At 35.1% G+C, this 13,455-nt stretch carries 11 protein-coding genes; 8 read left to right on the forward strand and 3 right to left on the reverse strand.

The features are described from left to right. The first annotated feature begins 76 nt into the window (after nucleotides 1–76). From ACFE0M_RS16555 to gldN, 4 genes are read left to right on the forward strand one after another with little or no spacing between them, the layout of a single operon-like run. Nucleotides 77–1,114: an SUMF1/EgtB/PvdO family nonheme iron enzyme gene (locus ACFE0M_RS16555; RefSeq protein ID WP_434546903.1), complete on the forward strand. Its 1,038-nt coding sequence runs from the start codon at nucleotides 77–79 to the stop codon at nucleotides 1,112–1,114. Nucleotides 1,115–1,171: 57 nt separating this feature from the next. After that, nucleotides 1,172–1,984: a gliding motility protein GldL gene (gene gldL / locus ACFE0M_RS16560; RefSeq protein WP_434546904.1), complete on the forward strand. Its 813-nt coding sequence runs from the start codon at nucleotides 1,172–1,174 to the stop codon at nucleotides 1,982–1,984. A gap of 31 nt (nucleotides 1,985–2,015) precedes the next feature. Continuing rightward, a complete protein-coding gene (gene gldM / locus ACFE0M_RS16565) occupies nucleotides 2,016–3,602 on the forward strand; it encodes a gliding motility protein GldM (protein ID WP_434546905.1) in 1,587 nt (528 codons plus the stop codon). 24 nt (nucleotides 3,603–3,626) lie between these two features. After that, nucleotides 3,627–4,508, forward strand: coding sequence for a gliding motility protein GldN (gene gldN / locus ACFE0M_RS16570; RefSeq protein WP_434546906.1), 882 nt, complete (start codon nucleotides 3,627–3,629; stop codon nucleotides 4,506–4,508). Between the two features lie 149 nt (nucleotides 4,509–4,657). Here the strand turns inward: gldN and uvrC are convergent, their stop codons facing one another. The 3 genes from uvrC to ACFE0M_RS16585 are packed head-to-tail and all read right to left on the reverse strand — an operon-like array spanning nucleotide 4,658 to nucleotide 11,385. Next, complete coding sequence (gene uvrC / locus ACFE0M_RS16575; RefSeq protein ID WP_434546907.1) at nucleotides 4,658–6,451, reverse strand: excinuclease ABC subunit UvrC; 1,794 nt, start codon at nucleotides 6,449–6,451, stop codon at nucleotides 4,658–4,660. An 11-nt stretch (nucleotides 6,452–6,462) separates the two neighbouring features. After that, on the reverse strand, nucleotides 6,463–8,742 hold the full coding sequence (locus tag ACFE0M_RS16580) for a penicillin-binding protein 1A (protein WP_434546908.1): 2,280 nt from the start codon (nucleotides 8,740–8,742) through the stop codon (nucleotides 6,463–6,465). A 42-nt stretch (nucleotides 8,743–8,784) separates the two neighbouring features. Then, nucleotides 8,785–11,385, reverse strand: a complete 2,601-nt coding sequence (locus tag ACFE0M_RS16585) for a tetratricopeptide repeat protein (protein WP_434546909.1) — start codon at nucleotides 11,383–11,385, stop codon at nucleotides 8,785–8,787. A 116-nt stretch (nucleotides 11,386–11,501) separates the two neighbouring features. Here ACFE0M_RS16585 and ACFE0M_RS16590 point away from each other — a divergent pair, with 116 nt between their 5' ends. The 4 genes from ACFE0M_RS16590 to ACFE0M_RS16605 are packed head-to-tail and all read left to right on the forward strand — an operon-like array spanning nucleotide 11,502 to nucleotide 13,417. Continuing rightward, complete coding sequence (locus ACFE0M_RS16590) at nucleotides 11,502–12,353, forward strand: M23 family metallopeptidase (protein WP_434546910.1); 852 nt, start codon at nucleotides 11,502–11,504, stop codon at nucleotides 12,351–12,353. A gap of 23 nt (nucleotides 12,354–12,376) precedes the next feature. After that, entirely contained in the window at nucleotides 12,377–12,817 is a 441-nt protein-coding gene (locus ACFE0M_RS16595; protein WP_434546911.1) for a bactofilin family protein, read from the forward strand. Continuing rightward, nucleotides 12,795–13,007, forward strand: coding sequence for an AtpZ/AtpI family protein (locus tag ACFE0M_RS16600; RefSeq protein ID WP_434546912.1), 213 nt, complete (start codon nucleotides 12,795–12,797; stop codon nucleotides 13,005–13,007). Before ACFE0M_RS16595 ends, ACFE0M_RS16600 begins: the two co-directional genes overlap by 23 nt. 5 nt (nucleotides 13,008–13,012) lie before the next feature. Beyond that, entirely contained in the window at nucleotides 13,013–13,417 is a 405-nt protein-coding gene (locus ACFE0M_RS16605; RefSeq protein WP_434546913.1) for a DUF6168 family protein, read from the forward strand. The last annotated feature ends 38 nt before the right edge of the window (nucleotides 13,418–13,455 follow it).

The following is a 13,455-nucleotide window of genomic DNA, read 5'->3' on the forward strand; positions in this document are numbered from 1 at the left end:
GTTTTATTATAAGGTGTAAAGAATATATTTAATAATTGTCAATATATTAGCGTTTAGTTAGAAACAAATAGGTGTTATGAATAATAAAGGTGTTTTGAAAAAATTAACCCTATCAATCTTGTTTATTGCTACTCTTTTCCTTGAAGGCTGCGGTCTTTTTGGAGGCGGTGCTGGCGATGGAGGTAATTTGGTAGGTGTTCCCGGTAGAGAAGGATGGTATATGGCTACTCCTTACGGTATGAGGTCAGTTCCGGCTGGAACTTTTCATATGGGTCAAGCTGATGAAGATGTGGCAGCGAGCCAGATTAATTTTAATAGGCAAGTTACCATCGGTGGATTTTATATGGATGAAACTGAAATTACTAATAATGAATACCGTCAGTTTATCCAAAGAATGATGGAGGACTCTGCTTCTACCCTTGGTAGAGATTATATTATGAAGGAAATATATCCGGATACTACAGTCTGGATGAAAGACTTCACCAACCATATGGGAGATCCTATGCAAGAATATTATTATATGCACCCAGCTTTCGATGATTATCCAGTAGTTGGTGTCGATTGGGAAGCGGCCAAGGTTTTTTCTCAATGGAGAACAGATTATCTGAATTCATATAGAGAGTCCATGGGTGAGTTTCCGATGCCTGCATTCCGTTTGCCTTCAGAGGCTGAATGGGAATATGCAGCAAGAGGAGGCAGGGATATGGCTAAATATCCTTGGGGTAATCCATATATAAGAAATGCTAAAGGGTGTATGTTGGCAAACTTTAAACCAGGAAGAGGAAATTATTACGATGATGGAAACGCATATACTGCGGAAGTAATGTCGTATTTCCCTAACGATTTCGGTTTATTTGATATGTCAGGGAATGTATCCGAATGGTGTGAAGATGCTTTTAATCCTGCATCAGTTCCGTTGGTTTGGGATTTAAACCCAACATTTTTCGATGAAACCGAGCCTAGAAAAGTTATTAGGGGAGGTTCTTGGAAAGATATAGCTTATTACCTTGAAACAGGTACCAGAGCATACGAACATAAAGATTCAACTAGAGCTTATATAGGTTTTAGATGTGCAATGACTTACCTTGGTAGATCATCTGGAGCAGAATTTTAATTGACTTTTTAAAAAAATAAAACAATATTTAGACATTAACCACAAAAAACTACAAACATGAGTAATAAAAAAGGCGGATTTCAGGAGTTATTATTCAAGACCATAATGCCGAAGGTATATGGTATTGGTGCGGCAATCGTAATTATCGGTGCCATGTTTAAGATTCTTCACCTTCCAGGTGCATCTTTTATGTTGGGTGTTGGTTTGAGTACTGAGGCCATAATTTTCTTATTGAGTGCATTTGAACCTGCACATGAAGAAGTTGATTGGAGTAAAGTTTATCCAGAATTGGCTGAAGAATTTGATGATGAACCAGCCCCTAGGAAAAAACAAATTTCTTCTGCATCCGGAGGATCTACCTCCCAACAACTTGACAAAGTTTTGGAAGAGGGTAAGATTGGTCCAGATTTGATAAAAAGTTTAGGTGATGGAATGAAAAGCATGGCAGATTCTGCTAAGCAAATGTCTAACCTAAGTAATGCGGCTGTAGCTACCAATGATTATGCTAATAATGTTAAACAAGCTAGTAAATCATTGTTGGAAATGAATAAGTCTTATGACAATACTGTAAAGGCAATGTCTGAGATGTCAAACGCTTCAATGGATGCTAAATCTTACCATTCACAAGTGCAAGCGGTAACCAAAAACTTGACTGCATTAAATCAAGTTTATGAAATGGAATTGCAAGATTCTCAAAATCATGTGAAGGCTATGAATAAGTTCTACAAGAATTTATCAACTGCTCTTGATAGTATGACTGAAGCAAGCAAAGATACAGCACAGTTCCAAACAGAAGTTAAAAACTTGACAACTAATCTTTCTCAGTTAAATAAGGTATATGGCAATATGCTATCTGCTATGAAAGGTTAATTTGTTTTTAAAGCTTAAAATATAAATCTATATGGCTGGAGGAAAAGAAACCCCAAGACAGAAGATGATCGGCATGATGTACCTAGTACTGACTGCCCTTTTGGCGCTTAACGTTAGTGTTACGGTACTCGACAAATTCATCGATATAAATAACTCATTAGAAGTATCTGTAGATGCAGCTAAAGAGCAGAATGGAAATACATTGCAAAGAATAGAAAATGCAGTGGAAGAATCGGGTAGTCGTCCTGATGATGTTGAAATATTGGATAAGGCTAAAGAGATTCGTCAAAAAACTCGCGATATGATAGCAGAGTTAAAAAGCTATAAAGACACCTTTATTGAAATAACTGGTGGCTATGACGAGGATGGTGAAATGCAAGGTAAAACCGACTATGACAAGGTGGGTAATTATATGATGCCTGAAAATGAAAACAATGGTATTAAGCTTCAGAAGGATTTAAATGAATATGCCAAATATATAGATGAAACTGTTGCAGATTCAGCTGTATCTTTTGATCCACTTGCTCTTGATGCCAACGAAAATCCTAGATTTCAAAATGACCCTAACCAAAAAGGGAAAGATTGGGCTACTTTAGAATTTATGGGAGCTCCAACTCCTGCCGCATTAGCGACAATCAGTGATTATCAGAATAAGGTTATGGCCTATGAAGCAAGGGCTCTAGATTTGTTAGCAAGAAGAGTAGGTGCTGGTGATTTGAAATTTGACTTAATCCGTTTGGTAGCTTTACCTGAATCCAAAGTAGTTGCTGCAGGAGCAAAATATAAAGCCGACCTTATTGTGGCGGCTTCATCATCTGCTGAAGACCCTGAAATGACTTACAACGGTAATGAAATTGATGTCGAAAATGGAGCTGGTAAAATAGAATTTACTGTTTCATCAGCTAGTTCATATAATGAAGATGGTACAGCTAGAAAGACATTTGAGGCTACTGCCAAATTAAAAGATAGTGTTTACAGAGATGAAATTGAGTATTTTGTGGCTGAACCTGTAATACAAGTTCAATCTGCAGCTTTAAGTCAATTGTACTTAAATTGTGGTAATGAATTGGATGTATTGGTTCCTGCATTAGGTACATCTTATAATCCTTCTTTTACTGTTCAAGGTGGAACATCTATTCAAGGACAGGAAAGAGGTAGAGTTACCATTATTCCAAATGCACCGAAAGTAACATTAGGTGTTAGTTCAGGTGGTACAAAAATCGGAAATAAAACATTTAGTGTGCGTAAAATCCCAAGACCTGATGTTCAGGTTTTTGCTGGCTCTAAACCAGTTAATTTAAAGCAGGGTGAAAAAGCGACTTCACTAAGAGTATTGAGAGTTGAAGCTATTCCTGATGAAAACTTTAAAGCACAATTACCAAAGGATGCACAATATAAGGTAACGAGATGGACTATTACTTTAGCTAGAGGGCCAAGACCAGTTGGTCAGCCTATTAAAGCGACTAGTGAAACGGTGAATATCTCCCAGTTGATGTCTAATGCCCGTCCAGGAGATAGATTGGTAGTTCAGGTCGATCAGGTATTAAGAAGAAATTTTAGAGGTAATACTGAAGAGGTTGCATTAGGTGAGCAAGTCTTCCCTATTACCCTAAACTAATAGGAAAAAAGAAATTAACAGGTTATGAAAAAGTTTGTGATATTAACATTTGGAGTTGCTTTGATGGTTTTTGTTCAACCATCAAGAGCACAAGAATCAGCCAATGATGGGTATAATCCGAATTCGGTTTATCCTATTCATGAGGATGATATTATGTACAAAAAGCGTGTTTGGAGAAGAATGGACTTAAGAGAAAAGCAAAATAAACCTTTTTTTGCTTCAAATAATGAAATCACCAAACACATTGTAAATGCTGCTAAAGCAGGAATACTCCCAATTTATAAAGGAGATTCCATGGTGAATAGAATGACTAAGGAAGAATTCTTAGAAAAACTTGAAGATCCTCGATTAAAGGATATGAATATGGGTACTGATGATGGTTGGGGAGATTCCGGTGGAGATGGCTGGGGTAGTGATGATGGCTGGGGCGATACAGCTGATGATACCGCAGCTGATGAAGAGGAAAGTGCTGCTACTGAAGTATCTACTCAATTCACTGTAAGACAGATGACAACGCTAGAAATTGTTGAGGACATGATTTTCGACAGAAAGCGGTCAGTTACTCATTGGGATATTCAAGCAATTAAAATTATTATTCCAGCTAGTGAATTTACTTCTGGGGTTGAGAGAACTGTAGGTGTTTTCAAATATTTGGATTTGATCGATTTGTTCAGAAGCAATCCAGATCAGATGATTTGGTTTAATCCTCAAAATAGTGCCGAACATAAAAACTTGGCGGATGCTTTTGCTTTGAGACTATTCAATGCAAGAATTATAAAGGTTGCCAATCCTGATGATAACTTTATCATTGATACCTATTCAGAATCACCAAAGCAGGGGATTATGGCCTCTCAATGGTTAGAATATGAATTAATGGAGAAAGAACACGAATTGTGGTCATACTAATTTGACATTAAAAACTTATAAGAAAAGGAAGGTCTCGACCTTCCTTTTTTCATTTAAATAGAATCTAATAATTATCCACACAAAAATATACTGTTTGGTACTCAATATCAGTATGTATAATCTTTGTTCGTGTAAAAGGTTCATAGTCTCTAAGTAAAAGCATTAATAATTTGTTCAGCCTTAGCATTGCCAACAACCTTACTCAAATTTTCAAAAGAGGCTTCTTTAATCTTTTTGACAGATTTGAAATGATTTAGTAATTGATCAATTGTATTTTCCCCAATTCCTTCTATTCCTTCTAGTTCACTAGTAAAACTATTTTTACTTCTGATTTGTCTGTGGAAAGTAATCGCAAAGCGATGCGCTTCATCTCTCAGTCTCTGAAGTAATTTTAAAGACTCACTTTTCTTACTTATATGAACTGGGTAAGGGTCCTCTGGAAAGTATATTTCTTCCAGTCTTTTCGCAATACCTATTATTGGAATTTTTCCATATAAATTCAAGTCATTTAATGCTTTAACCGCAGCACTCAATTGTCCTTTACCCCCATCAATTACTATCAAGTTTGGCAGTTCTTGTTGTTCATCTATCAGTCTTCTGTACCTTCTCCCTACGATTTCCGTCATTGATGCAAAGTCATCTGGGCCAATAACCGTTTTAACATGATAATGTCTATATTCACTCTTTTTTGGACGCCCATTTTTAAAATGAACCATTGAAGCAGTCGGATTGGTACCCTGCATGTTGGAATTATCAAAGCATTCAATTTTAATAGGGAGTTCCTTTAGTCTTAGGTCATTTTGCAATTGCTTTAAAACCCTTAACTCTTTTATTTTGCTGGACTCATTTTGATTGAGCTTTTCTTTTTTGAAGAATAGGGCATTCTTTAAACTCAATTCCACTAATTTCTTCTTATCACCTATTTGAGGCTTTATAAAATGAAAATTTTCCGGTAAATTTTCAATATTGATATTGGTGAGTATTTCATTGGTACCACTTTCATATAGCTTTCTAAGATCAATCAGAGCGAGTAAGAGTAACTCCTGGTCGGTTTCGTCAAGCTTCTTCTTTAATTCAATGGTTTTCGTAACATTAATACTGCCATTTTTCACTCTCATATAATTGACAAAGGCATATTTGTCTTCTGAAATGACAGTACATACATCTATGTCTGTAAGACGAGGATTAACAACCAGAGATTTACTGTGAAATTTTTCAAGCAGCTCAAACTTTTCCTTAAATTTCTGTGCCTTTTCAAAGTCTAAATCTTCAGCCGCCTTTTGCATATTTTCTTTGAAGTGTTGCTTTGGGATATTTAGATTTCCTTTTAGGATTTCAGCCGCTTGGTCAATATCCTTCTGGTAGTTATTATGATTTTGCAATCCTTCGCATGGCCCTTTGCAATTGCCAATATGATATTCTAGGCAGACTTTAAATTTGCCAGCTTTAATATTTTGATCCGTGAGGTTAAGCTTACATGTTCTAATTGTATATAACTTACGAATTAATTCCAAAACATTATTCATAGCCCTCACACTAGCATATGGGCCAAAATAAGTTCCATTCCTAGCTAACCTCTTACGAGTCGATATAATCCTTGGGAAGGGCTCATTTGTAATGCACAAATAGGGGAAAGATTTATCATCCTTTAAGAGGATGTTGTATTTAGGTTGTAATTCTTTTATTAAAGAATTTTCGAGTAAAAGAGCATCAAATTCTGAATTGACAATGGCTATTTCAATTTTTTCAATTTCCCGAACCAATCTGATAGTTTTTCTATTGTGATTGGCTGATTTATTAAAATAACTTGTAACTCTGTTTTTTAGACTTTTTGCTTTTCCAACATAAATTATATCGCCTGACGAGTTATGAAATTTATAAACTCCAGGTAATTTTGGTAATTCATTTAAATCCTGAGGCTTAAGGAAAACCGCATCGTACATTTCACAATTTTTTATTGTATGCCATCAACATCCAGTTTTTGAATTTGTTCTGTAGAATCAGTGACATTGTTTTGTTGCATCATATACTGCTCACAGTCCAGTTCAATGGAAAGATTAGATGGTTTCTTAAATTCTCCTTTGCTTACGGCTAACTCTTCATCTGCATAGACTTTCGTCATAAATTTTTCCCATATTGGCATAGCCATTCTAGCTCCTTGACCTAGCCCAATATTTCTGAAGTGTATGCTTCTATCATCTCCTCCTACCCAAGCACCGGCAGCTAAATCTTTAGTGACGCCAACGAACCAACCATCTGAATAATTTTGAGTGGTACCTGTTTTAGCTCCTATTTCATTTTCTTCTCTCAATTCTTTATCAAGTCCTAATGCAGTACCACCTTCAATTTCGGTAGAACCTTTTAGCATATGTAGCATAGCATAAGCAGTTTCAGAACTTAATGCCTCCCCAGTTTTAGGAACAAATTGTTTTAAAACTTTTCCATTTTTATCTTCAATTCTTTCAATGTAGAATGGTTTAGTATAAAAGCCTTCATTCACAAAAGTACTGTAGGCACCAATTAGTTCATAAATAGAAACATCTGAAGTTCCCAAACACAAAGATGGAACAGCGGCCAATGGACTTTCGATACCTAATCTTTTAGCATAATTCACTACAGTTTGAGGCCCTATTTTTTTCATTACGTAGGCAGTGCCTGAATTTAGTGATCTAGCCATGGCTTGTCTTAAGGTCATGGTGTCACCGGAAAACTTGCCATTTGAGTTTGAAGGAGTCCAAGTAGGCGGGTCGCCAGGAACCTCAAATGTAACGGGCACATCTTCTATTTGATAGCAAGGGGAATACCCATTATCTATAGCAGCTGCATAAACTAGTGGTTTAAAGGTGGACCCAGGTTGTCTTCTTCCCTGTTTTACATGGTCATATTTGAAATATTTATAGTTAATTCCACCTACCCAAGCTTTAATATGACCGTTATTGGGGTTCATGGCCATGAATCCTGCATGAAGGAATTGTTTGAAATAACGAATAGAATCCATGGTGCTTAAGACCGTATCAATTTCACCATCCCAGCTGAATACTTTCATAGGTCTGGGTTCATTTAGTTTTTTGAATATTTTCTTTTCATCACCTCCGAATTCATCTTTCCAATATTTGTATGCTTGGGTTTTTTTGGCTTCATTTTTCACAAAGTCTTTTATTTCTCTCCCGGATTCATCACGCCAAGGCGCCTTACCTTCCCAGTGCTCATCAAACAACTCTTGTTGAAACTTCATATGTTCCTCTACAGCTTCTTCGGCATATTTTTGCATTCTGCTGTCGATTGTGGTGTAAATTCTTAAACCATCCTCATAAAGATCATATCCATTTGCTTTACTCCAAGCCAATAAATCCCATAAAATAACTCCTCGGAAATAAGTAGCAAGTCCGTCATTGTGGTTTTCCACATCGTAATCTAACTCGATCGGATTAGATGATATTGAGTCATAGGCCACATCATCTATATAACCATATTTTCTCATTTGATTCAATACAGTATTTCTTCTTTGAAATGCATTTTCAGGCTGATAAACCGGGCTGTAAAGGTTTGGGTTTTTACATAGGCCTACTAGAACTGCTGCCTCAGGAATTGTAAGCTGATCAGGGGTAGTATTAAAGAACGTTTTGGATGCAGTTTTGATCCCAAAGGCGTTGCTGCCGAATTCAAATGTATTAAGATACATCGCAATGATTTCTTTCTTGGTGTACGATCTTTCTAATTCCACTGCAACAATCCACTCTTTCATTTTGGCAATCACCAACCCTAAAATAGGCACATCATTGAGACTCCCATTTGATAAATCGCTTCGTGTACGAAACAGTATTTTAGCCAATTGCTGAGAAATCGTACTTCCCCCTCCAGCACTTTTATCGAACATTAAAATAGATTTGAAGAACACTCTACCTAAACCTCTAAGGTCTATTCCTGAATGTTCAGTAAAACGAATATCCTCTGTGGCAATTAGCGCATTCACCACATTTGGCGATAGTTCATCAAAAGTTATTTGACTTCTGTTGAAACGATAATATTTCCCCATTTCCTTATTGTCGGCAAAGTATAAAATGGAGGATAAATCACTTTTGGGGTTTTCTAAGGATTTTAGTCCGGGTAGTTCACCATACCAACCATTAAGATTGATGCTAATGCTGTAAATAAATAGCGCAAAACTAATGATGGCCAAAATAAAAACAGCCCACATTGCCACTACGGCTTTAAATATCTTTGATTTTTTCATATTAATTGAACTCATGTATTGGTATTCAAATCTTAAATAATCCTAAGGAGTTACTTGATAATTTAAATTGAAAAATTCCGTATAACTTTCCGGGACTTTTGCTTGATAAAAGATTTGAAAATTATCTTTTGAGATTATAAAATTACTAAAATTTAAGCTTTTGAAATTTTTTAATGGTGATAAATCACTATTAAATTTCTTAAAAAATGCCTCTGCAATGTCTTTTCCTTCAAATTCGCTTAAAAGTATCATTGAATAGTCATCGTTAAAAACAAGGTTTCCAGATTTTAATTCTTGTTCTGGGAAGAATTTATTTCCGAAATCCTCTATTTCCTGCGGAAGTACACCAGCCAAGGCTTTGTTTTTTTCATATAAAACGACAAAATAATGAGCCTGATCAAAAAATGGAATGTATTTAATTTGCTCTTTTTGTTGTTGTTTTTTATCGAGATTGTCAATAGCTGCTAAAAGGCTTTTGGCAAAGCTGTATAATTCACTTTCAGGATAATTTTCCATGAAACGCTGTAATTTGAATTTATAAGGATTTTTCCCGTCTGTTATTCCAGTAATTAATGCTTCTAAAAGTTTTAAATTATCTTCGTAATCATTTTCCGGATAATTGTTTAAGCCTTCATTGATTTCTGCGGTAGCTTCTTTAAAATTTTCATTTTGATATAGACGGTAGGCCTTTTCATAAATTACTTTCACTTTAGCGCTAGCCAAATTACTTTCTTCCTGATAATTAGGGTTTTCAATTAGCTTAGCAAAAATGGTGTCAGGAAATTTTTCCAATAATTCATCTGCAAAAGTCTTGGCTTTTTCTTCTTCTTTATCTTCATAATATATATATAACAAATAAAGAAGTTCAGCTCGGTACTCTGTATTTGGAAACCGACTTAAGAGTGTTTCATAAGTTTCTATAGCATCTTTTTTTTCTTGTAAATCAAAATTGTAAATATTACCTAATTTATAATAAGCCACTTCCATTTCATTTAATAGCTTTTCTTGTTGCTCTTCTTCAAATGGAATGGAATTAAAAAACTTTTCTCTTTCTTGTGCGATCAGGTCCTCTTCTGACAGATCTTCCCCCATGTCGGCTTGAGTATTTTTTGGCGAGCTTTCTTCTTCATTAGAGCTATCCTCTTCAAATACTTGTGTTCTTTTTATTCTCCAATTATCTTGTAATGATCGATTGCCCCAAGTCCTTTTAAAAGTATTTCTACCTTGAGCTACTGTAGATTGGTCATAGAAATAGAAGCCACCACCCGGGGCAGTATTGGTTTGGATATTTGGCCCCTGCTCGAATGCAGTTGTCTTATTGTTTGCTGCCTGATTTCTTTCAGCTCTTTGGCGCTTTCTTTCTTCTTCTTTTTCCTTTTCAATTCTTTCATTCCTTTCAGCCAAGAATATATCATTTAGAGAACTGCTGTCCATTTTGGCCAGGCTTACCAAGGAGTCATTCACTTCAATTGTATTAATTTGCTTTATAAAATCAGTAAGCACGGACTGCCTTGTGGCAACTTCTTGATAAATACTTTCATCTTCGGGCATAATTTTATAAGCACTATCATAATATGCTTTTGCTAAAGGGTATTTTTTTAGTTCGTCAAAATACAATAAGCCCAATTTGTGATAGGAAAAGGATTTTTGTCTTTGATTATCAACACTATTTTCGATTGATGATTTATAAAATGGGATTGCTTCTGATATATTCCCTTGTTTTAATTCAAACTCGCCCATTTCGTAATAAATCTTATCTCTAAATTCCACGTTTTTGCCGTCTTTAAGCAACTGCTCGAAATATTTTCTGATCTTTTTAATATCCTCGCCCTTAGAAAGTTCGGTTACTTGGGCCATATTTAACCGGGCGTAAAATGACAATTCATATGTAGGTCTGTTGTTTAAGACCTCGCTATAATTGTCATAAGCCACAGCATCTAATTTCGATTTTTGATAGAGTTGCCCCAAAATAAAGTGCATTTTGGCTTTTTCCGGCCCTTTTGACATCAGTTTGATGGCGGCACTTAAATATTTTATTACATTATTTGGGTCATTTGAAATTTGATAGTAATGGGCCGCATTGAGATATAGTTTTCGCTTATTTGATTTGGATAATTTTTGTCTATTTAAATAATCAATTACTGCTAAGGCATTATTTAATTCCCCATATTCTGTAAATGTTCTAACAAGGTGAGTAAGTGCCAAATATTTTGTTTGATCGTCTTTACTGTTGACATTTACATACTTTAAAGTCTCGATGGATTCTTCATATTCTTGATTTAGCATTCTGGCAATTCCCACCAAAATATAACTGTCGTCAACCCATTTGCTTACTTTATGTCTTTGAATGGCGATTGATGCTTTTTTAATAATATCTTCTACTTTTTCTTTATTGGCATTAACAATATTGGTATCAATAGGGGCTTTAACCTTCAATACTCTGTTAAAATTGTTTTGATGAGCTTCTTCGATTTCCAGTAATACCTCTTGGAGTTTTTCGTTTGCAATGAAATAAGCGTTGTATTTGGCGGTAATATTATGGTAACTATAGCCAACTAAGCCCGAATTTTCAGGTGTGCAGCCTGTTATTGTTAAAAATAAGCCTAAAACTAGGTTTCGATATTTTTTGATATTGTTACTCACTGTAGTTTTCAAACGACTAAAATAAGCGATTCATATAAGAAAAGTATTGAGAGTCGTTGATAATATGTATTTTTGCATTAAATAATAAAAAAACAAAGTTGCGAATAAGAAAGACAATGTCCAATTGGCTTACCACAAGATATCAAATGGTGGTAAGAAACGAAGAAAACTTGGCTGAAGTATCTACCTTTAACTTTACTTATGCAAAGGTAGCAGTTATTAGTTTATTATCTTTTGTTATAATTTTTATTGGGGCATTATATTTATCCCAATCTTTATTGGCACAATGGTTTGACCCAAGGCACACTACCATGGAATATAATCAAAAACTATTGTCGTTGACCATGGAGATGGATTCCTTGAAATCGAGATTGAGGGCTCAAGACCGTTTTATTGGGAATTTGCAAACAATTTTACAGGGTGATGTTCCGGATGGGGAAACTTACAGAGAGCCAGATCAAGTTAATACAGAGGATCTCAACAAAGATTTCAACCCTCAAAAGATGGATGTTGGGGACTCCATTATCAGACAAGAGTTTGAAGAACAGGACTTTAGTCTCACGAGCTATTCAAGCAATAATTATTCAGAGGAATTAAAGGATATTTTCTTTTTTCCACCAATTCAAGGAATAGTGAGCTCACCTTATGATATGAGCATTGACCATTATGGAATAGATATAGTGGCAAAAACAAATGAACCTGTAAAATCTATTGCGGATGGAACCGTTATATTATCGTCATGGACGCAAGATGGAGGTTATGTGATAGCGGTTCAACATAGAGCAAATTTAATTTCAGTAATCAGACATAATTCGGCATTATTGAAAAAAGTTGGTAATTTTGTGAATGCAGGTGAAGTAATCTCCATTATTGGTAATTCTGGGGAACTAACTACAGGGCCACATGTTCATTTAGAAATATGGTATAATGGAAATCCGGTGGATCCGGAAGAATTTATTACTTTTTAATATAATAGGAAAAGGAAACGGAGATGTTTAATAACAAGCAAGATAAAATACAAATGGCACAGGATATCACAAGTTCTAGTAATACAATCGGTAAAGGAACTACGATTAACGGAGATTTAGAGACTTTCGGAAATATCAGAATTGATGGGAAGGTAATTGGTAATATCAAAACTAAATCAAAATTAGTCTTAGGTAATACTTCTCATATTGAAGGCAATGTTTTATCACAAAATGCCGAGATTGAAGGAGAAGTTAAAGGAGTAGTGGAGATCACGGAATTATTGGTTTTGAAGCCTTCTGCAGTAGTGCATGGAGATATCATTACTAATAAGTTGATCGTAGAATCAGGAGCAACTTTTAATGGAGAATGTAAAATGGGCGTTACCAATAAAACCATTAAAATAGGAGATGAAACTGCTAACGGACAATCAAACCCTAAAATTGAAAAAGCCAAAGCAGTTTAATAATTACATCAAATTCTCTGGTTTAGCTATACAAATGGCTGTTACAATTTATCTAGGTAATTTACTAGGTAAGTATGTTGATAAAGTTGCCGAAAGCGGTTCTGATATTTTTACAAAAATCATCACGCTTTTGGCAGTTTTCCTTTCAATATTTGTGGTCATAAGAGAAGTCATCAAATCACAAGAATAGAATCAATGCTTAAAAGACTTTTAGCCTTCACAATTTTAATGTTAGGTTTGGCTACTGCTATATTTTTCACTCAAAAATGGTATCTTGAGTCTATAGAAGAAACATTGTCCTACTCCATCAATGCTATATATCTATTTCATTTTCTTGCTTACATAGTAATTGTTTTGTCTGTCGAGCTTTTAAGCAAAAGATTACCAGATCAAGTTGGTTACTTTTATTTGGCTAGTGTTTTTGTAAAAATAGGATTATTTGTTTTAGTCTTTAAAGACACACTCTTTGCAGATTCTCCCATGAATTTTTTGGAGAGGATATCAATTGTTATCCCTTTTTTCATGTTTTTAGTATTCGAAGCAATCTATTGCGGAAGACTAATGAATGCAGTTGACAATGAATCAAAATCCGAGGGCTAAAAAACTTAATAAAAAAATTATGTTTATTAAGAAATTGA

The organism is Marivirga sp. (genome assembly GCF_051117495.1).
Classification (GTDB): Bacteria; Bacteroidota; Bacteroidia; order Cytophagales; family Cyclobacteriaceae; genus Marivirga.